Source organism: Streptococcus sp. 29896 (assembly GCF_032594915.1).
GTDB lineage: Bacteria > Bacillota > Bacilli > Lactobacillales > Streptococcaceae > Streptococcus > Streptococcus suivaginalis.
The window spans coordinates 1,155,912-1,174,895 of the sequence record NZ_CP118733.1 but is presented as its reverse complement, the minus strand read 5'-3'; the positions used below and the strand labels follow the sequence as shown (position 1 = coordinate 1,174,895).

The window sequence follows — 18,984 nt, the reverse complement described above, 5'->3', positions numbered from 1 at the left end:
ATAAGGAGAAGAGGCTATGCCCAAAACTTCTCTGCAATTTCTTGGCCTTGTTTAATTTTCGCCCATTGTTCTGGGATGGCCAATTCATTACCTGAATCACATGAGGCGAATCCACATTGATGTGACAAGTAGAGACGCTCTTTTGGAATAATCTTGCTTGCTTCTTCCAAGAGACGGAATACGCGTTCTTCATCGTCTAGGTCAGTTGTTTTACTAGATAGAAGACCTAAGACAACTTCAACATCTTTATCACGCAAGCTTTCCAAAGCTTTTAAATCACCAGCTCGCTCATCATCCCATTCGAGGAAGAAGCGGTCATATTGCTGGTCACGAAGGAATTTCTCTGCAATGGCTTCATAAGTTCCGCCAGCAGCGTGCCGACTTTCATAATTACCACGGCAGTTGTGTGTCCAAACTGTTAGACCTAAGTCATGACCGATAGCAATGACTGCGTTGTTGATGGCTACGAATTCATCAGCAAGTGCAGCCAAGGCTTCTGGATCATCCTGTGGTAAAAATGGAACAGGGTTTGCTGGGTCAAACAATTCCCAAAGGCAGTCATCGAATTGTACGATTTCACCACCTGCTACCTTGTAGTCCGTCAGAAATTCCTTGTAGGCTTGGATCAAGCCTTCTTTCAACTCTTCGCGTGTTTGATAGACTTGGTCAGGACCAACTTGACCATTGAAGACTGCAATTTCTGTAAAGGCGTGTGCTGGTCCCCAAACTGTCAGCTTGGTAGCTGCATCACCAGCCTCAGCTTTGACAATCTTGTAGATGTCAATGAAATGATGATTTTTACCAGACAGTTTATCGACGATACGCAGGCCGATATCTTTTCGGGTTTCATAGATATTCCCATCATGGTCCTTGAAAGGGTAGCCATGCTCAGCGATGTAACGCTCAATGCCATGCAAGCCCCAGGCAAAATCAAGGTGCCACATTGATTTTGAGAACTCACCATCTGTTAGATAAGGAATACCGTGTTCTTTTTGCTCCGCAATGACAGCCTTGATGTCTGCCAGTTCTGTTTCTTGGTAGCCTGCAAAATCTTGGTAAAATGGATAGGAGATGTCGTCTCGTACTTCAATCTCACGCTTGTATTTTACTAAGTCAGATGGTCGTAACAAGGAACCAACTAATTGAAATCTAGAACTTGTCAAATCATTTCTCTCTTTTAAAGTGATGGTTTTATTCTACCTGAAACTCTCCAACTTGAAAAATAGTTAAATAGTCAACAAATATATAGTTCTAAACTATAGGTAAAGCTTTCTTTTTTGTGATTTTTGATAAATTTACTTGGGAAGCAAGGGGACTTATGGTATAATCTAGAGTGCATTTTTATGGAAAATGGAAGGAAAGAATTACTTGAAAAAGAATCAATTATTACTAACTACCTTGGGAATTGTGATGCTTGGGGTCGTCATGCGTGCTCCCTTTACAGCTTTACCGGCTATTTTAACGGATGTTGCTGCAGATTTGGGAGTAAACGTTAGCTCGTTAGGTATTTTAACCTCTATCCCCTTGATTATGTTTGCCTTGTGCTCTTCTTTGGCACCAAAGTTAGCTGAAACGTTTGGGATGGAAAAACTCATGGCGATTGTATTGTTTGTCATGGTTATTGGATCAGGGATGCGCATTTTGGGACTCCCATTCCTATTTTTAGGAACTGTCATTGTTGGTGCGACGATTGCTTTTATCAACGTTTTGTTACCTAGTTTGGTAACAGCTAATTTTCCAAAGAAAATCGGGCTTTATACGACCATCTACATTACCCTGATGGGGGTGGCAGCAACAGTTGCAGCGATGATTGCTGTGCCAATTGTTTCATCAAGTTCTTGGCAGTTCTTTGTCCTTTTGATCACAGGCGTAGTCTTTTTGGCATTTATTATTTGGTTGCCTACGACGCGCAACAATCACCGCTTCGAGGCTAAAAAACAGAGTACGCAAAGTAGTTCCATCTGGAAAAATAAGGCAGCCTTGGCCTTTCTGATTTTCGGAGGGTTGCAGTCGGTTCTCTACTATACAGAGATTACTTGGCTACCGACGATTTCCCAGTCTGTTGGTTTTAGCAAGGCGGAAGCAGGACTGATGGCTGGTTTCTTCAACATGACAGCCATTCCCATGTCCATGATTATCCCAGCAATCCTCTCTCGTCAAAGCAAGGAAATGCGTCGAAACATCATGTTAGCTATCTCGTCAGTGACCCTTTTAGGTTTGGTGATGATGGCAATAATTCCAGCCAATTTTGTTCTCTGGTCAGTCCTCCATATTATTCTAAGCTTTTCAAATGCAGCCCTCTTCCCATACATGATGTTGGGCTTTACCTTGAAAACCAGCAACAGCCAGGCGACTGCTCAGTTATCTGGTATGGTACAGACAGGTGGCTACTTGATTGCTGCCTTTGGTCCAGGTCTTCTTGGCTATAGCTTCCCTCTATTTGGAAGTTGGATGCCTTTAATTCTGGCACTAGCAGTCGTGACCATTTCCATGATGTGGACCATTGTCCTGATCGAAAAAGAAGATATCATTGTCTAAATGTATAGGTTGGCAACTGCCAGCCTTTTTTTATGTCTGTTATCGTTGACGAGTAGACTAGAAAACTTTATACTCTTCGAAAATCAAAATCAGACGTTGTTGACTTGATTTGATGAACTTCAGTTCTATCTGCATCTGCGTCGCCTAGTCTGTTTTTGATTTTCATTGAGTATTAGAAATCCTAATAGGAACTCAGAGAGCATGATTAGGTCATTAAAACTGTAAAATGCATCAAAATAGTTACATGATCTATTTTAAACATTTAAAATAAGCCACAGCAGTGTATTGACATGTTTTAAAATGTAAAAATACGCAAATACATTGAAATGACATGTTTTAACAATTTAAAATACGCAAATACATTGAATTAACATATTTAAAAATTGATTTTCCTGTCACAACAATGTATTCACGTGTTCTAAACATTTATTTTTAAGTTTTCGGAAATGAAACTGTTCGTAAAAAAACCTATCTCGTATAGGAGATAGGTTTTTAAAGCGATCTGAAAAGACAAGTCAAGCTTCCCTTTTCTAATTAGTGTGCGACACGTTTGCGCGCGGCTTTTTTACGGTTTTCTTCGATGAAAGCCTCTTTTTTCTCTTCTGGTTCAATGATTGTTTTATGAACGGTGAAGATAGCACCTGCGGCAAGAGCAACGGTTGATAAAACGCCAGTTAAAAATCCTTTACCAAAACCTTTAGCCATAGTGAATTCTCCTTTACTTGTGTTATAATAGATTTTAGCGAAAAAACAAAATATTTTCAAGGAAAAAGATGAAAACAAAAGTAATTGTGGTCATTGGACCGACAGCGGTAGGAAAGACTGCCTTAGGCATTGAGTTGGCCCAGCGCTACAATGGAGAAATTATCAGCGGTGATAGCCAGCAAGTCTATCGCAAACTAGATATTGGTACGGCAAAAGCTAGTCCTGAAGAGCAGGCTGCTGCGGTTCATCACTTGATTGATGTCCGAGATGTAACCGAGGGCTATTCGGCTTATGAATTTGTAGCAGAAGCCAAGGCCTTAATTGCAGACATTACTAGTCGTGGAAAGTTGCCCATTATCGTGGGTGGAACAGGCCTTTATATCCAAAGTCTACTTGAAGGCTACCATCTGGGCGGGCAGGTTGATCAGGAGCAAGTTCTTGCTTATCGGGCGGAACTCGACTGCTTGTCTGACGAGGTTTTGGAAACAATGGCAGAGCAGGCAGGTTTGATGGTCGAGGGAAACAGCCGACGGAGAATCATTCGTGGGTTAGAGTTGAAAAAATTTGGCAAGAACTTAGAAAATACAGAGTCAGAATATGAGCCCCTATACATCTGCCTGACGGATGACAGACAGGTTCTTTACGACCGCATCAATCAGCGAGTGGATAAGATGATGGCGGCGGGCTTACTAGATGAAGTCAGCTGGCTCTACCAAGAACATCCCCAAGCCCAAGCTGCTATGGGAATTGGCTACAAGGAGTTTTTTCCATACTTAGCAGGTCAAATCAGCCTAGAAGAAGCAGTTGATAAGGTCAAGCAAAATAGCCGCCGCTTTGCCAAACGCCAATTGACCTGGTTTAGAAATCGCATGCAGGTTCCCTTTTATTCAGTGGGCGAGCCAGATTTCAAGTCACAGATTTTCACCGCCGTGGAGGAATTTTTAAATGATTGAAACCCAGAAAGAACAAGAACGCGCCCTCCTGGTTGGAGTGGAATTACAGCAGACAGACAACTTTGACATGTCCATGGAGGAGTTGGCAAGTCTTGCTAAGACGGCTGGTGCTCTGGTCAAGGGAGTCTACACTCAAAAACGTGAAAAATATGACAGTAAGACCTTTGTCGGCTCAGGGAAACTAGAAGAAATTGCCCAGATGGTCGAAGCTGATGAGATTGATACCGTCATTGTCAATAACCGACTGACACCCCGTCAGAATGTCAATTTGGAGGAGATTCTGGGGGTTAAGGTCATCGATCGCATGCAGTTGATCTTGGATATCTTTGCCATGCGAGCACGAAGTCACGAGGGTAAACTGCAGGTTCACTTGGCCCAGCTCAAGTATATGTTGCCGCGCTTGGTTGGACAAGGTATCATGCTCAGCCGTCAGGCGGGTGGTATCGGTTCTCGTGGACCAGGTGAAAGCCAGTTGGAGCTCAACCGTCGAAGCATTCGTAATCAGATTCACGACATTGAACGCCAACTCAAAACGGTGGAGAAGAACCGAGCAACTGTCCGTGAACGCCGTCTGCAATCAGGTGTTTTCAAAATCGGCTTGATTGGCTATACCAATGCTGGTAAGTCCACCATTATGAATGCCATGACCGATAAGCGGCAGTACGAGGCGGATGAACTTTTTGCTACGCTTGATGCCACGACCAAGCAGATTAACTTGGCTGACAAGTTCAACGTGACCTTGACCGACACGGTTGGTTTTATTCAGGACCTGCCGACCGAGTTGATTTCTGCCTTCAAGTCCACCTTGGAGGAGTCTATGAATGTGGACCTCTTGCTCCATGTCATCGACGCCTCTGACCCCAATCATAGCGAGCAGGAGCAGGTAGTCTTGGATATTTTAAAAGACCTGGATATGCTGGACATTCCACGTCTGGCTCTTTACAACAAGTTGGACAAGACCGATGACAGCTTTACCCCAAGTCAGTTTCCTCATGTCATGTTGTCCGCCAAGGATGACAATGCCAAAGGCCATATACAGATGATGGTCTTGGCCAAGATTAAGACCATGTTTGAACGATTTGAGGTCAGGGTTCCACTTGCTGAATCTTATAAAATGCATGATTTAGCTACTCTAGCCCTGATTGAAAATCGGACTTATGAAGAGGATGTGGAAGTGGTATCAGGCTATATCGCTTCCAGCAATAAATGGAAGTTGGAAGAATTTTATGACGGATTATCTTGATTTGGCAATCAAATACGGTGGCTTTACCAGTCTAGACAAGGTCTATCTGGCTAAGAAATTAGCTGACTTGAGCGACCAGCAGAAGTTGGACTTCATCACACCACCGCCTTCAGTTATCAATGCTTATTTTGCGGAAATCTACCAGAAACAAGGAGCAGAAGAGGCGACGGATTACTATCTCGCCCTATCTCAGCAGCTGAGCCTTTTTCCAAAAAAGCCCAGCTTTGAAGAAGATAAGCCCTTTGTCCGTCTCAATTTATCAGGTAAGTCTTTCGGATTTGCCTATGTGTCAGCGGATGGTCTGGCTCAGGTTTTTTCGGAGCAAGACGAGGAAGTGACGGATAGCTTGCTCTTTGAAATTGCCCAAGTCTTCCCCCACTATGTTGTCTTTGTGGAGGAGGGCAAGATTTTCATGAAAGCCAATCCTTTTAAGGACACCGAGTTAGAGGAAGTTGAAACAAACTATCTCTTGACCCAAGTGGAGACGACAAAAGGTTTGGTCAAGATTTCTGGCTTTAATCAGGAAGAAGTGCTGGAAGTGGCGGACGGATATGCTGGTCAGAGCTATTATGCTTGGTCGGGTCGCTCTGCAATTTTATATATAAAACATTAGAAAGTAAACAATGCAAATTCAATTTTTAGGTACGGGGGCTGGACAGCCCTCCAAGGCACGTAATGTATCCAGTTTGGCCTTGAAACTCTTGGATGAAATCAATGAAATTTGGCTTTTTGATTGTGGAGAAGGGACGCAAAATCAGATTTTGGAAACTTCTATTCGTCCGCGAAAAGTGTCAAAGATTTTCATTACCCACTTGCATGGGGACCATATCTTTGGGCTTCCTGGTTTTTTATCGAGCCGTGCTTTTCAGTCCAGTGAGGAGCAAACAGATATTGAACTGTATGGGCCAGAGGGAATCCGTTCCTATGTGTTGACGAGCCTGAAGGTATCAGGAACGCGACTTCCCTATCGCATTCATTTTCATGAGTTTGAAGTGGAGACGGTTGGTCAGGTCTTAGAAACCGATAAATTCATGGTATTCGCTGAGAAGTTGGACCATACTGTTCCATGTGTCGGCTACCGTGTTATTCAAAAAGATTTAGAAGGTAGTCTGGATGCGGACGCCTTGTTGGCAGCAGGTGTCCCTTTTGGTCCCTTGTTTGGACAGATTAAAAATGGCCAAAATGTGATTCTTGAAGATGGCAGAGAGATTATTGCTAGTGACTATCTTTCTCCACCACGACCTGGTAAGGTGGTGACCATATTAGGCGATACACGCAAGTGCTATGCTAGTGTGCGTTTGGCAGTTAATGCTGATGTATTGGTTCATGAGGCAACCTACGGCAAAGGAGATGAGCAAATCGCTCGAAAACATGGACACTCGACCAATATGGAAGCTGCTCAGGTTGCCAAGGATGCAGGTGCCAAACAGCTGCTTCTCAACCACATTAGTCCTCGATTTTTGGCCAAGGATGTTAGCCAGTTGAGAAATGATGCCAGCAAGGTTTTTGATCATGTTCATATTGTTAAAGATTTAGAGGAAATCGAAGTATGAGAACCATTCTGATAACAGGTGCTTCTGGCGGCTTGGTACAGGAAATGGTACCTTTGCTCAAAGATGATTTCTTGATTTTATTAGGGCGAGATGTAGAGAAAATCGAGCAACTCTATACCTTTCATGACAAGAAGGCTGTATTTGATGTGGATATCCGAGATGAAGCAGCTCTGACGGCATTCTTTGAGGAAGTGGATAGCCAGTTTGCGCAGATTGATATCTTGGTCAATAATGCAGGCTATGCCATTTACGATGATTTTGAGAATTTTTCCAGTCAGCAGGTGCAGGCCATGTTTGATATCAATACCTTTGCCTTGATGACCCTATGTCGTTTGGTGGGCAAGCGTATGAAGGCTAGACGGAGTGGGCAGATTATCAATATCATTTCCATGTCAGGTTTGATCGCATCAAGCAAGTCATCCGTTTATTCTGCGACCAAGTTTGCGGCCATGGGATTTTCCAATACCATTCGCTTGGAACTGGCTCAGTATGGTGTGACAGTTACTACGGTCAATCCAGGTCCAATCGCGACCAGCTTTTTCGATCAGGCTGACCCGGATGGAAGCTATCAAGAGAGCGTCAAGGCTTTCTTACTCCAGCCAGACTATGTTGCCAAGAAGATTGTTTCAGCTATGGGCAAGAAAAAGCGGGATATCAACCTGCCCTGGACCCTGGCAGCAGCTCATAAACTCTATACGCTTTTTCCAAGACTAGCGGACTTTCTTGCCAGCACGGTTTTTAATTATAAGTAGCAGAAAATCTAGGTTAGCCTAGATTTTTTTGAAAATTCCTTGTATAATAGTTGAAATTACAGTCAATACGGAGGAGATATGAGTAAATTTTGGAGATTGGTTTATAGTCGGACGTTTATCGTACTGAGTTTAATTGTCTTGACAGTAGTAGCTATATTTTGGGCGGTGGGCTCACTGGCTGTATATGTTCCGGCTATGTTGACCGTATTGCAACTGTTTTCCATTATCGTAGCCATTTCCATTATCAATCGTCCCATGAACGCTAGTTTTAAGCTGACCTGGATTTTGTTTGTTATTGGCATTCCTATTTTTGGCGCCCTCTTTTACTTTATCCTGCAGTCCAATATCGAGACCCAGCGCTATCGAAAAACCTTTCAGCGCCAGGCAGAGATTTTGCGTCAGTATGGTAAGACCTCTGAAAAGGTGATGAAAGGTCTGGCAAAAGAAGACAGAGAGCAGCTGAAGTTGGCTCACTACATGAGTGAATATGTCGGCTATCCTCTTCATACCAATACCGATGCGGTTTATTTCTCATCAGGAGAAGCCAAGTTTGAGGCCCTGTTGGAGGAGTTGAAAAAAGCAGAGCAGTATATCTTTATGGAGTATTTCATCGTGGATTTCGGCTATATGTGGGAATCGATTTTGGATATACTGAAGGAAAAAGCAGCCCAGGGTGTGGAAGTCCGGTTTATGTATGATGGAATGAATTCCCTCAGCACCTTGCCTTATACCTACTACAAGACCCTGGGTTCCTACGGTATTAAGACTCGAGTATTCTCACAGATTATCCCTGCCTTATCTACCGTTCAGAACAACCGTGACCACCGTAAAATTGCTGTGATTGATGGCAAGGTGGCCTTCACGGGTGGTGTCAATATTGCAGACGAATACATCAATAGACGAGAGCGTTTTGGCTACTGGAAGGATGCGGCCATCATGATTAAAGGCGAGGCAGTATCCAACTTTACCCTTATGTTCTTGCAGATGTGGAACCACAATGAGAAAAAGCCAACTGACGACTTGAAATACTTGAAAGCGGCACGTGAAGCTGAGGCAGAAGTCGTTGGTGGTGAAGGCTATTTCTTGGCCTATGGAGAAAGTCCATTTGATAATGATGAAGTTGCCAAGCGGGTCTATCTTGACATGATCCAGTCGGCGACAGACTACATCTATATCATGACCCCTTATTTGGTTTTGGATGATGAGATGATTGATAACCTGACCTATGCCGCCAAGCGGGGAGTGAGGGTTAAATTGCTCTTGCCACATATCTACGACAAACAGTCTGCTTATCTGGCTGCGCGTACAGATTTTAGAACCTACCTGGAATCAGGTATTGAAATTTATGAATTTACGCCAGGATTTGTCCATTCTAAGGTTGTCTTGGTCGATGATAAGAAGGCAACTGTAGGCACCGTCAACATGGACTTCCGTTCCTTCTATCTCAACTTTGAGTGTGGTTTGTATGTCTACAACCACAAGCAGGTCTTGACAGATATTTTACAGGATTTCGAGGACTCCTTTGCCCAATCTGAGCGAATTACTCTGGTTGGTTTTGAAAATACCTATCCTTGGTATAAACGTTTAGGAGGTGCCTTGATGAACATTATTTCACCACTTTTATAGACTGAAATGAGAGTAGACAACCTTTGAATATAGTGAAGAGTCAGGTAGAGTCCTGGCTCTCATTTTTTGGAGAAAAATGATATAATAGTAGCCTATGATTAAAGGAGAAAAAAGTGATTACATCAAACTATAACTGGGAGATTCTTCCAGGTTTTTCCGATAATGATTTTATCAAATTAGCAAAAAAAGAAGGCTTAGATCCGCTTGCAGCTAAGCTCCTCTATGAGAGAGGTATCCAGACCAAGGAAGCCTTGACCAGATTTTTGCAACCGAGTTTAGAGGATTTACATGATCCCTATCACCTCCATGATATGGATAAGGCGGTGGAGCGGATTCGTCGGGCGATTGAGGACTATGAGCAAATCTTGATTTATGGGGACTACGATGCAGACGGCATGACTTCGGCATCAATCCTTAAGGAAACTTTGGAGGAATTAGGAGCAGAGGTTCGGGTCTATCTTCCCAATCGTTTTACGGATGGTTACGGCCCCAATCAGTCAGTCTATAAGTATTTCATTGAACAGGAAGGGATTTCCCTGATTGTTACCGTAGATAATGGTGTAGCTGGTCATGAGGCTATCGCCTATGCCCAAGAAATGGGTGTCGATGTCGTAGTGACAGACCACCATTCTTTACAGGAGACCTTGCCCAATGCCTATGCCATCGTTCACCCAGAACACCCAGCGGGCAACTATCCTTTCAAACATTTGGCGGGCTGTGGTGTGGCTTTTAAGCTAGCCTGTGCGCTTCTTGAAACAATCCATGCAGACTTGCTGGATTTGGTTGCTATTGGTACCATTGCGGACATGGTCAGCTTGACTGATGAAAACCGAGTCATGGTCAAATATGGTTTATCACTTCTCAAGCAGACAGAACGAGCAGGTTTACAGGAGTTGATGCAGATTGCAGGGATTGAGCCCGCTAGTCTAGATGAAGAAACCGTTGGTTTTCAAATTGCTCCACGCCTGAATGCTCTTGGGCGTTTGGACGATCCCAATCCAGCCATTGATTTGCTGACAGGCTTTGACGAGGAAGAAGCTCATGAGATTGCCCTCATGATCGATGCTAAAAATACTGAACGTAAGGAAATTGTACAGGACATTTATAACCAAGCCAAGGAAATGATTGACCCCAATCAACCTGTTCAGGTTCTTGCCAAAGAGGGTTGGAATCCTGGTGTTCTGGGAATTGTTGCAGGTCGTCTCTTAGAAGAAGTACAACAACCTATTATTGTTTTGTCCATAGAAGATGGTCGTGCCAAAGGTTCTGCCCGTTCGGTTGAAGCAGTTGACATTTTCCAAGCTCTTAAGGAACATCAAGATCTCTTTATCGCCTTTGGCGGTCATGCTGGAGCAGCTGGAATGACCTTGGAAGTAGACAAGCTCGATACCTTATCTGAAACGCTCGCAGACTATATTCGGACCAATAACCTCGAAAATGCCAGCAAGTCTAGCTTGGTCATAGACGAAGAATTGGACTTGGAAGAATTAACCTTAGATACGCTCAAATCTTTTGACAAACTGGCGCCATATGGTATGGACAATAAAAAACCAGTTTTTTATGTGAAAGATGTGCAGGTTGAGTCTGCAAGAACTATGGGACAGGGGAATGCCCACCTCAAAGTCCGTCTGGTCAAGGGACAAGCAGCTTTTGATTTAGTAGCTTTCGGTCAAGGGAACAAAGCCTTGGAGTTTTCTCAAGCAAAGAATTTGGAGTTGGCAGTGACCCTGACGGTCAACCAGTGGAACGGCAATACCAGTCTTCAATTAATGCTGGTTGATGCTCGAGTAGAAGGTGTCCAGCTCTATAACATCCGCAGTAAGCAACAAGCCTTGCCGGATGGCGTTCCTGTTCTGGATATGACTGATTTAAGTCCTCTAGTTGGAGCCCAATCACTAGTTCTAGCCCAGCTACCAGAAAATCTGTCTGACCTTAAATCCGTTTTTCAAGACCATGATTTTCAGGCCATCTATTTCAAAAATGAGATCAAGACGCCTTATTATCTAGATGGATACGGTAGCCGAGACCAGTTTGCTAAACTTTACAAGACCATTTATCAATTTAAAGAGTTTGACGTCCGATACAAGCTGGCAGAATTGGCAAACTACTTGAAAATCAAGCAACCGCTCTTGGTTAAAATGATTCAGATTTTCCAAGAACTTGGCTTTGTCACCATCACGGATGGTGTCATGACGGTCAATTCTGAGGCTGAAAAACGTGCCATTGCAGACAGTCAGATTTACCAAGAGTTGAAACAGCAGGTCATGGAACAAGAACTTATGGCCCTTGGAACGGTACAAGAAATCTATAATTGGCTGATGGAAAACTAGGAGAAGGGTCTATGTCAAATTGGATCATATACCTTAGCTTGTTTGTCCTTTTGCTTTTGAGTGCCTACAAATTGACGGGCAGAGAAACAAGGGGCAAGCAACAGGAGGATGTGCAGTTTGAGAAAAGCGATACCGTTTTGCAAGAATTGTCTCAGATGGGGTGGTCGCAAACTGCTCTAAGTAGGGTTAAGGGCCAAATAAACAGTGCAGAAGCAGGTCTGTTTGCTAGCTCTAGCTTTCACCGACTCTGCTTAGCCCAGTGGCAAGGGTCTAAGCAAGAAAAACAACAGCATCTGGCCTTCTTCCTTTCTTTTCTAGATTTTCCAAAGGAATGGAAGGGAAGTGCAGAAGAAGCAGCTACTTTGTTGGAAAAGATGTCGAAAGAAACTCCGCCTCACCATCCATTTTGGAAAGATTTTGCAGGTTTTGTTGCCGAATGCTTTTCAGATGAATCGCAGGAGGGACTGTGGAGAGACTTGCACCAACTTCGGTATTTAATTGCCAATCAGCAAGCTAATTGGGTGCGACAACACCATGGAGAAAATGGACAATCCGACCGTGATGCTCTCATTTCTTATCTAAAAACTTTGAAAAAAAAGGTTTATCGCTTGGACGAATCTGCCCGCCTCCACAATAAAGTTTTCCTAGCAGCAAATGGACATCAAGTCTGTCATTTTTCGCCAAACCTGAAGATTCTGGTCCATTTCCATTCCGAGTTTATTCTGTCAGCGGAAGGGCAATTCCTATTGATTGGGGATGGTCAGTTTGATAAAAATGGAACGATAAATGGTGCTTCATTTAATTATGCCAGTCGCAACAACCGACTGCATTGGCTTTTGGATATCGCTCCTGTTAGAAAGATGGATCCAGTCTTTCGAAAAAATATGATGAAGACCAAAGCAGGCCGCTACCTATCCCCTAGCTTGTTCCCTAGGAAAAACTTGTCATTTTCATTGAAAAACTGGGCTTTTCATTATAAAAACCCAAGGGGGTTAACAGCACTTAATGGTGTCAGCAAGTACAGTCAAGTCCAGCGAGAAATCAAAAAGCTGAAGAGAGAAGTGGAATCTGGTTGATAAGTGGGATTTTTGTCCCCAAAATAGGAATTTCATGCTATAATGAAGAGTAGAATAAAAAATAAAGAGAGAATAAAATGAAACTTGAAAATTACATTGCCTCCATTGAAAACTATCCAAAAGAAGGAATTACCTTCCGCGATATCAGCCCCTTAATGGCTGATGGCAATGCGTATAGTTATGCCATTCGTGAAATTGTCCAATATGCAACGGACAAGAAAATCGATATGATCGTTGGTCCCGAAGCGCGTGGATTCATTGTTGGATGTCCAGTGGCTTTCGAATTGGGAATCGGCTTTGCCCCTGTTCGTAAACCAGGAAAATTGCCTCGCGAAGTGATTTCAGCAGACTACGAAAAAGAATATGGTGTTGATACCTTGACGATGCACTCTGATGCCATCAAACCAGGTCAACGTGTCTTGATTGTGGATGATTTGTTGGCTACTGGTGGAACTGTTAAAGCCACAATCGAAATGATTGAAAAATTGGGTGGTGTTGTTGCTGGTTGTGCTTTCTTGATTGAGTTGGACGACTTAAAAGGCCGTGAAGCAATCGGAGACTACGATTACAAGGTTTTGATGCACTACTAATATAGCTTGAAACTATAACAATTCCTATTTTTATTCTAATTGAAAAGTATAGCTTCCTCTTTTATAATAGATAAAAAGAGATGGAGGTTGCTATGCCCATTAAGCTAGAGAAAAATTTGCCAGCGGTAGATATCTTACGGACAGAAAATATTTTCGTAATGGATCATCTCCGCGCAGGCAGTCAGGATATTCGGCCAATCAAAATTCTCATTCTGAATTTGATGCCTAATAAGATTGTGACGGAGACTCAGTTACTCCGTCTTTTAGCCAATACTCCCCTGCAGTTGGAAGTTGAGTTCCTCTATATGGCTAGTCATGAATCCAAAAATACCCATAGCGATCATCTGGACCAATTTTACAAAGATTTTTCTGAAGTTCGTGAGGAGTACTTTGATGGTTTGATTGTGACTGGCGCCCCTGTTGAGAATCTACCTTTTGAGGAGGTGGATTATTGGTCTGAATTACTAGAGGTCTTTAATTGGGCAAAAAGCCATGTTTATTCAACACTTCATATATGTTGGGGAGCGCAAGCTGGTCTCTATGCTCGTTATGGCGTTGCAAAACATGCCTTGAAGGAGAAACTCTCTGGAGTTTATTCTCAGCAAGTCTTGGCGACGCATTGTCCATTGATGCGAGGGTTTGATGACCAGTTTAAAGCACCGCATTCACGTTATACGGAAGTTCGAAAGGAAGATATTCAATCGCTGGCGCATTTGAAAATCTTGTCTGCAGGTCCAGAGGTGGGATTATCCATTCTAGCCAGTCATGATTTGCGCGAGGTTTATAGTTTTGGGCATTTAGAATATGACCGAGACACCTTGCAAAGAGAGTATCAGCGTGATTGTGCCGCAGGGAAATCTCCCAACCTACCTCACCAGTATTTTCCAGAAGATGATTTGAATCGACTGCCTTGTTTAACATGGAATTTGGCAGCGGCGCAATTTTTCACCAACTGGATAAATTATGCTGTTTACCAAGAAACTCCGTTTGATTGGAGTCAATTCGATAGCACAGAAAGGGATTAAGAGGAAAATGTCCACTTTTCGTCATTTCAAAGAAGGTCACCTGGTTTTGCCAGCTGACCTCCTCTTTCGTTTTCAGGAAATTTTTGATTCTGCTCAAGAATTCCTCGTTTGGCAATTTTTCTATTTTCAAAATACCAGTTCGCTAGAGGCCATTGCACCTAGCGAAATCGCCCAGGCAACTGGGCAAGACCTGATGATCATTAATGACTTGATTGAAGGTCTGGTAGAAAAAGGCCTCTTGGAATTAAAAGAAATTAGCGTTGCTGGAGAAGTAGATATCTTGTTCAATGCCTTTCCACTCTTTGATCGCTTGGAAGATTTGCATCAGCCGCAAGCAAGTCTGCCACTTGAGGAGACAGCTCCACCTTTGCTTGAGAATGATTTGTTGCAGCTGGTGTCTGATTTCGAACGAGAATTGGGCAGAATGCTCTCTCCGTTTGAGTTAGAAGATTTGCAACAATCCTTGGAGGAAGGTACAGCTGCTGACCTGATTCGAGCAGCACTTCGTGAGGCGGTCTTTAGTGGTAAGACAAACTGGCGTTATATTCAAGCCATTTTGCGCAACTGGCGTCGGGAAGGAATCACAACAGTCGCTCAAGTAGAAGCGAAAAATGCAGAGCGGGAACAAGTCAATCCCAAACAAGTAACAGCATCAGCTGAATTCTATGATGCAATGAATCTTTGGAAAGATTAATATGGAAACAAAATTATCAAGACGATTAGAGGCAGTAGCCTCCTATGTGCCTCAAGGGGCTCGATTAGCAGATGTAGGGAGTGACCACGCTTATCTCCCTCTTTTTTTGGTGGAACAGGGCAGGATTGATTTTGCGGTCGCAGGTGAGGTGGTCCAAGGACCTTACCAGTCAGCCCTACAAAATGTGGAGCAGGCTGGTCAGTCAGATAAGATTTCTGTCCGCTTGGCCAATGGTCTGGCGGCAGTTGAGCTAGATGACCAAGTAAGCACTGTGACCATTGCAGGAATGGGTGGTCGTTTAATTGCCGAAATCTTGGAAGCTGGGAAAGACAAACTTGGTTCGGTTGAGCGATTGGTTTTACAGCCCAATAACCGAGAAGATGATGTCCGACGTTGGTTGGTTGAGCATGATTTTCAGTTGATTGCCGAGGAAATATTGGAAGAAAATGACAAGATTTATGAAATCTTAGTGGCAGAGAAAGGAAATGTTGGCTTGACTGCAGACCAGTTGCGGTTTGGTCCTTATTTGCTGGAAGAGCAGTCTGCAACCTTCCAGAAGAAGTGGCTCAAGGAGTTGGACAAGTTGACCTATGCCTTGGAACAAGTGCCTCTAGAACGCCAGGCTGACCGCTCTGCTATTTCCCAAAAAATCCAACAAATTCAGGAGGTGCTTCATGTTAGCAAGTAAAGTGATCGAGCGGTATCAGGCTTTTTGTCCGCCGGCCTTGGCCATGGAAGGTGATGTCAAGGGGGTGCAAATCGGCACGCTCAAGAAGGACATCAGTAGGGTTATGGTGGCTCTGGACATTCGAGAAACGACGGTGGCAGAGGCCATTGACAAGCAGGTGGACCTGATTATTGTCAAGCATGCTCCGATCTTCCGTCCAATCAAGGATTTGGTGGCAGACAATCCACAAACTAAAATGTATCTTGATTTGATTAAGCACGATATTGCAGTCTATGTCAGTCATACAGATATTGATGTGGTTGAGGGTGGTCTCAACGACTGGTTCTGCGACCATTTGGGGATTCAGGATACTACCTACTTGATTGAAACTGCCGAGGGGCAGGGGCTTGGTCGTGTGGGGACTATAGCAGAGCAGACCTTGGAAGAATTAGCTTTGAAAGTCAAGGAGGTCTTTGGTCTAGATGCTGTTCGTCTGGTGACCTATGGGCATCAAGCCCAGCAGTATGTCAGTCGTGTGGCGATTTGTGGTGGAAGTGGCGGTTCCTACTACCATGAGGCTCTTGCCAAGGGGGCAGATGTTTACATAACAGGTGACATTTACTACCATACAGGTCAGGATATGCTGACACAAGGCTTGCTGGCGATTGACCCAGGTCATCATATCGAAGTCTTGTTTATCAAGAAAATTGCAGATTTACTGGAAACTTGGAAAGCAGAAGAGGGTTGGGATGTGGACATTCTTCCTTCAACTGTTTCGACCAATCCATTTAGACACCTATAAAAGTCACAAAATTGTGGCTTTTTCTTAGATTCTCTTGATTTTTTAAGATTGTTAGGGTATCCTAACAAAAGGAATATGTTTGATTAAAAATAGGATAGGATGATGACATGACGTGGTTTACAGAACAGTCTGTAGTTATACAGGCGCTAATAGGTGGTTTGTTTACATGGTTTTGTACGATTGTCGGTTCAGCGATAGTGTTTTTCTTTCGTACAGTTAGCCGGCGATTATTAGATACAATGCTTGGCTTTGCTGCAGGGGTCATGATTGCAGCTTCTTTTTGGTCTTTATTAGCTCCATCGATTGAGTATGCTGAAAGTTCATATGGCAATTTGGCTTGGATACCAGCAGCAGTAGGTTTTGCAGCAGGTGGTATTTTTTTACGCTTGGTAGATGCCTGGGTTCCGCATTTGCATTTGGGCAATGAACGAGAAAAGGCAGAAGGTGGCGGTGAGAAGGAAAGGAAGAATCTGTCCAAGACAGCTTTACTATTTTTAGCAATTACTATTCACAACATTCCAGAAGGATTGGCTGTTGGGGTGACCTTTGGTGCATTAGCAAGTAATTATACGGCTGCAGCCTTTATTGGTGCCGTAGGTCTGGCTTTAGGGATTGGATTGCAAAATATTCCAGAGGGGGCGGCGCTTTCAATCCCAATTCGCACTGATGGAAAGTCGCGCAAGGAAGCCTTTTTCTGGGGATCCATGTCAGCGATTGTCGAGCCAATTGCTGCTGTGATTGGTGCGCTTGCAGTGACTATGATGACTCCTATCTTACCCTATGCGCTTTCCTTTGCTGCTGGGGCAATGATTTTTGTTGTAGTAGAAGAATTGATACCTGAATCACAAACAAACGGCAATACGGATATTGCTACACTTGGCTTGATGGCAGGTTTTGTCATTATGATGATTTTAGATGTCGCTTTAGGGTAAAAAGGAGAAGCTTGTAGGTATTGAACTGCACCCCAAAAGTTAGACACAAAATCTAACGATTGGGGTGTTTTTCTTATGAAATTAAGTTATGAAGATAAACTAGAAATATATGAGCTGAGAAAGAGTGGCGTGTCGTGGGTCAACCTTAGCCAGATATACAAGGTCACTATTGCCAATCTCACATACATGATAAAACTCATGGATCGATATGGCGTGGAAAGCGTTGAAAAAGGTAAAAATAGGTATTATTCACCTGAATTAAAGCAAGAAATAATGGATAAGGTCTTGATTCATGGGTGTTCTCAACTCTCAGTTTCCCTTGATTATGCCTTGCCAAATCGAGGAATGCTTCCCAATTGGATAGCACAATACAAGAAAAACGGGTATACTATTCTTGAAAAACCAAGAGGGAGACCGAGCAAGATGGGACGTAAACGCAAGAAAACCTGGGAAGAGATGACGGAATTAGAGCGCCTTCAAGAGGAAAATGAACGTCTTCGAACTGAGGTGGCCTTCCTAAAAAAGTTGAGAGAACTTCGCTTGAGGGACGAAACACTAGTGCGCGAACAGCAGAAACAATTAGAGATATGGTCCAAGGAGGATTCCGACTAGACCTCCTACTTGCGACAGCTAAAATGCCTCGCTCAACTTATTATTATCAAGTCAAGCAACTGGATAAACCCGACAAGAACAAAGCCATTAAGGCTGAAATTCAAGCCATTTATGATGACCATAAAGGTAATTACGGCTATCGTCGGATTTATTTAGAACTCAGAAATCGAGGTTTCTTCATCAACCACAAAAAGGTGCAGCGCTTGATGACAGTCATGGGCTTAGCGGCTCGTATTCGTCGTAAGCGCAAGTATGCTTCTTACAAAGGTGAGTTGGGTAAGAAGGCTGATAATCTGATTAAACGTCAGTTTGAGGGATCTAAGCCTTATGAAAAATGTTATACCGATGTGACGGAGTTTGCTTTGCCTGAAGGGAAACTCTACTTATCGCCTGTTCTTGACGGCTATAATAGTGAGATTATTGATTTTACCCTGTCTCGGTCACCTGACTTGAAACAGGTTCAAACCATGCTTGCGAAGGCTTTTCCAGCAGATTTATACAGTGGGACTATTCTCCACAGCGATCAAGGTTGGCAATACCAGCACCAGTCTTACCATTACTTTTTGGAAACCAAAGGCATTCGACCATCCATGTCCCGCAAAGGGAATAGCCCAGATAATGGGATGATGGAGTCTTTCTTTGGCATTCTCAAATCTGAAATGTTTTATGGACTCGAGACATCTTATCAATCACTTGATGAGCTTGAAGAAGCTATTACAGATTATATTTTTTACTACAACAACAAACGAATAAAAGCAAAATTAAAAGGACTTAGTCCTGTCCAATACAGAACTAAATCCTTTCAATAATTATTTGTCCAACTTTTTGGGGGCAGTTCATATGCAGGCTTTTTCCATATGACATTTTCAGAAAAAATATGGTATAA

The 18,984-nt window shown here is 43.3% G+C and carries 18 protein-coding genes; 16 read left to right on the top strand and 2 right to left on the bottom strand.

Translation table 11 applies throughout. From position 1 onward, the window contains the following. Positions 1–14: 14 nt before the first annotated feature. A complete protein-coding gene (locus tag PXH68_RS05510; RefSeq protein ID WP_248028354.1) occupies positions 15–1,163 on the bottom strand; it encodes a cobalamin-independent methionine synthase II family protein in 1,149 nt (382 codons plus the stop codon). Between the two features lie 247 nt (positions 1,164–1,410). Between PXH68_RS05510 and PXH68_RS05505 the strand changes: the two genes are divergently transcribed. Continuing rightward, positions 1,411–2,538, top strand: coding sequence for an MFS transporter (locus PXH68_RS05505; RefSeq protein WP_248028500.1), 1,128 nt, complete (start codon positions 1,411–1,413; stop codon positions 2,536–2,538). A gap of 534 nt (positions 2,539–3,072) precedes the next feature. On the opposite strand, the gene PXH68_RS05500 is transcribed toward PXH68_RS05505, so the two are convergent. Then, positions 3,073–3,243 carry a DUF3042 family protein gene (locus tag PXH68_RS05500; RefSeq protein WP_032502441.1) on the bottom strand — a complete coding sequence of 57 codons (171 nt, stop codon included), beginning with the start codon at positions 3,241–3,243 and terminating at the stop codon, positions 3,073–3,075. 68 nt (positions 3,244–3,311) lie between these two features. On the opposite strand from PXH68_RS05500, the gene miaA reads away from it, so the two are divergent. From miaA to PXH68_RS05425, 15 genes are all read left to right on the top strand, one after another. Continuing rightward, a complete protein-coding gene (gene miaA, locus PXH68_RS05495; protein ID WP_248028353.1) occupies positions 3,312–4,196 on the top strand; it encodes a tRNA (adenosine(37)-N6)-dimethylallyltransferase MiaA in 885 nt (294 codons plus the stop codon). Continuing rightward, entirely contained in the window at positions 4,189–5,439 is a 1,251-nt protein-coding gene (gene hflX / locus PXH68_RS05490) for a GTPase HflX (RefSeq protein WP_248028352.1), read from the top strand. The genes miaA and hflX overlap by 8 nt, the downstream gene beginning before the upstream one ends. Next, positions 5,423–6,052, top strand: coding sequence for a cystathionine beta-lyase (locus PXH68_RS05485; RefSeq protein ID WP_248028351.1), 630 nt, complete (start codon positions 5,423–5,425; stop codon positions 6,050–6,052). Before hflX ends, PXH68_RS05485 begins: the two co-directional genes overlap by 17 nt. Positions 6,053–6,062: 10 nt before the next feature. Continuing rightward, positions 6,063–6,992 carry a ribonuclease Z gene (rnz, locus tag PXH68_RS05480; RefSeq protein ID WP_248028350.1) on the top strand — a complete coding sequence of 310 codons (930 nt, stop codon included), beginning with the start codon at positions 6,063–6,065 and terminating at the stop codon, positions 6,990–6,992. Beyond that, positions 6,989–7,744, top strand: a complete 756-nt coding sequence (locus PXH68_RS05475) for an SDR family NAD(P)-dependent oxidoreductase (protein ID WP_248028349.1) — start codon at positions 6,989–6,991, stop codon at positions 7,742–7,744. Before rnz ends, PXH68_RS05475 begins: the two co-directional genes overlap by 4 nt. A 78-nt stretch (positions 7,745–7,822) precedes the next feature. Beyond that, on the top strand, positions 7,823–9,370 hold the full coding sequence (gene cls / locus PXH68_RS05470) for a cardiolipin synthase (protein WP_248028348.1): 1,548 nt from the start codon (positions 7,823–7,825) through the stop codon (positions 9,368–9,370). A gap of 113 nt (positions 9,371–9,483) precedes the next feature. Beyond that, complete coding sequence (gene recJ, locus PXH68_RS05465; protein WP_248028347.1) at positions 9,484–11,700, top strand: single-stranded-DNA-specific exonuclease RecJ; 2,217 nt, start codon at positions 9,484–9,486, stop codon at positions 11,698–11,700. An 11-nt stretch (positions 11,701–11,711) separates the two neighbouring features. Further along, positions 11,712–12,776 (top strand): DUF3114 domain-containing protein, encoded by a 1,065-nt coding sequence (locus tag PXH68_RS05460; protein ID WP_248028346.1) that lies wholly within the window; start codon positions 11,712–11,714, stop codon positions 12,774–12,776. 77 nt (positions 12,777–12,853) lie between these two features. Then, the gene (locus PXH68_RS05455) at positions 12,854–13,366 is read left to right on the top strand and encodes an adenine phosphoribosyltransferase (RefSeq protein WP_158455273.1); all 513 of its coding nucleotides are present in this window, start codon (positions 12,854–12,856) and stop codon (positions 13,364–13,366) included. Between the two features lie 92 nt (positions 13,367–13,458). Next, on the top strand, positions 13,459–14,391 hold the full coding sequence (gene metA / locus PXH68_RS05450) for a homoserine O-acetyltransferase MetA (RefSeq protein ID WP_248028345.1): 933 nt from the start codon (positions 13,459–13,461) through the stop codon (positions 14,389–14,391). A 7-nt stretch (positions 14,392–14,398) separates the two neighbouring features. Beyond that, positions 14,399–15,085: a DnaD domain-containing protein gene (locus PXH68_RS05445; protein ID WP_248028344.1), complete on the top strand. Its 687-nt coding sequence runs from the start codon at positions 14,399–14,401 to the stop codon at positions 15,083–15,085. A 1-nt stretch (position 15,086) separates the two neighbouring features. Beyond that, a complete protein-coding gene (locus PXH68_RS05440; RefSeq protein WP_248028343.1) occupies positions 15,087–15,773 on the top strand; it encodes a tRNA (adenine(22)-N(1))-methyltransferase in 687 nt (228 codons plus the stop codon). Continuing rightward, positions 15,760–16,554 carry a Nif3-like dinuclear metal center hexameric protein gene (locus tag PXH68_RS05435; RefSeq protein WP_248028342.1) on the top strand — a complete coding sequence of 265 codons (795 nt, stop codon included), beginning with the start codon at positions 15,760–15,762 and terminating at the stop codon, positions 16,552–16,554. The genes PXH68_RS05440 and PXH68_RS05435 overlap by 14 nt, the downstream gene beginning before the upstream one ends. Positions 16,555–16,661: 107 nt before the next feature. Then, the gene (locus PXH68_RS05430) at positions 16,662–17,486 is read left to right on the top strand and encodes a ZIP family metal transporter (protein WP_248028341.1); all 825 of its coding nucleotides are present in this window, start codon (positions 16,662–16,664) and stop codon (positions 17,484–17,486) included. Positions 17,487–17,561: 75 nt separating this feature from the next. Then, positions 17,562–18,907, top strand: a protein-coding gene (locus PXH68_RS05425) for an IS3 family transposase (protein WP_316715495.1) whose coding sequence is annotated in 2 segments (ribosomal slippage) — positions 17,562–18,003 and positions 18,003–18,907 — 1,347 coding nt in all. Because the reading frame shifts where the segments join, the coding sequence is not laid out codon by codon here. The last annotated feature ends 77 nt before the right edge of the window (positions 18,908–18,984 follow it).